Below are 1,710 nucleotides of genomic sequence, written 5' to 3'. Positions count from 1 at the left end.
ATTAACTATCGCTCCCGACTCTTTTCTATATCTTTATCTGGCATAGCTACATATATAATTGTAGCGTCATTTACTCCAGTTGTAATTTTTAGGTATATTTATCCTATATTTACAATATCAATTATAGCGTTAATTTCTTTTATTACTTTCATTTATGATAATGACGGATTAAAAAATAAAAAAATGGAAAAATAAATGAATAAATACGATTACATTATAATAGGAGCGGGGATTTACGGGCTTTATTCGGCGGATATATTATCTAAAAAATATATTAATTCTAAAATATTGATAATAGAAAAAGATAAAGAGCCGTTTTCAAGGGCTTCGTATGTAAATCAAGCGAGACTTCATAACGGTTATCATTATCCGAGGTCTTTGCATACGGCTATAAAATGCTCTCACTATTTTGATAAATTTATTGAAGATTTTAAATTTTCAATTGTGTCGGATTATAAAAAGATATACGCTATTTCTTCAAAATTTGGAATGTCCACTCCAAATAATTTTGAAAAATTTTGTAATAACGCAAATATTCCGTATAAAAGAATAAACGAATTGGAATTTTTTAATAAAAATGTGGTTGATTCATGTTATGAAACTAAAGAATATACTATTGACACTCTAAAAATAAAAAAATATTATATCGAAAAATTAACATCCAATAAAAATATAAAATTCATATATAACGATTATATTACAAATGTTAGTATAGATAACGGCTATTTTTCTTTAATATTAAATTCTAATTTGAAGTTAAAAACCGATTTTATTATAAATACTTCATACGCTTCTTTAAATAGCGTCCTAAAAATATTTAATTTAGAAACTTTAAAAATGAAATTTGAGCTTGCCGAAATGGTTTTATGCTATCCTTCAAGTTCTCTTAAAGGATACGGAATAACCGTTATGGACGGACCGTTTTTCTCCGTTATGCCTTTCGATAGCGAAGGAATATATTCTTTATCGGCGGTTAGATATACTCCGCATCAGGCTTCTTTATCCGAACTTCCAGAGTTCAAATGCCAGAATAATTCAAAAACTTGTAGCGGATTATTTTTAGATAATTGTAATTTTTGTAAAGTTAGACCGAAAACGGCATGGATACATATGTATCAGTTGTCAAAAAAATATTTGAAAAAAGAATTTTTGCCAATATTTAAAGAAAGCGTATTCGCTATAAAAGCGTTAATGCAATCTTCCTCCACTTCGGATTCAAGACCAGTTATAATAAAAGAAAATATGAAAAATCCAAAATTTATAAGCGTATTAGGCGGAAAATTGAACACTATATACGAATTAGACGAGGTATTATTATGAAAGATAAAAATTATGCAAGCTTTATAATAACTAATATTAATAACAAAGAAAGCAAAAGAAATTATAAAAAATTGGAAAATTATATATTAAATAAATTTGAATATAGCGAAATTATAATTCTATACAATAAAAATACGAATATAGAAAAATTAAAAAACGAACTCTCGCCAAAGTCCGATAATGTTTTGCTTCTTAATCTTGGAGAAAACTATAACGAAGATATGAATATAAAAGCTGGATTGGAATTTTCAAAAGGAGATATTATTTTTGTATTAAAAGATTTAAATTTAGAAAATATGGAAGAATATTTAGATAATCTTTACGAACAAAATAAAAGAGGCGTAGATTTATGTTCGCTAATTTTTAAATATAATACTTTTAAAGATAAAT

At 25.9% G+C, this 1,710-nt stretch carries 3 protein-coding genes; all 3 read left to right on the top strand.

The window, feature by feature from the left end:
- Positions 1–195 (top strand): hypothetical protein (locus tag EZH24_RS15135; protein WP_236847199.1); only part of this gene is annotated, 195 nt, incomplete at its 5' end.
- Complete coding sequence (locus EZH24_RS11260) at positions 196–1,320, top strand: FAD-dependent oxidoreductase (RefSeq protein ID WP_137999197.1); 1,125 nt, start codon at positions 196–198, stop codon at positions 1,318–1,320.
- Positions 1,317–1,710 (top strand): hypothetical protein (locus tag EZH24_RS11255; protein ID WP_137999196.1); only part of this gene is annotated, 394 nt, incomplete at its 3' end. The genes EZH24_RS11260 and EZH24_RS11255, both read left to right, overlap by 4 nt.

This window comes from Brachyspira catarrhinii, assembly GCF_005518285.1.
GTDB classification, from domain to species: Bacteria; Spirochaetota; Brachyspiria; order Brachyspirales; family Brachyspiraceae; genus Brachyspira; species Brachyspira catarrhinii.
Note: the sequence above shows the minus strand (reverse complement) of the source record. Positions and strands in the feature narration are given on the sequence as shown.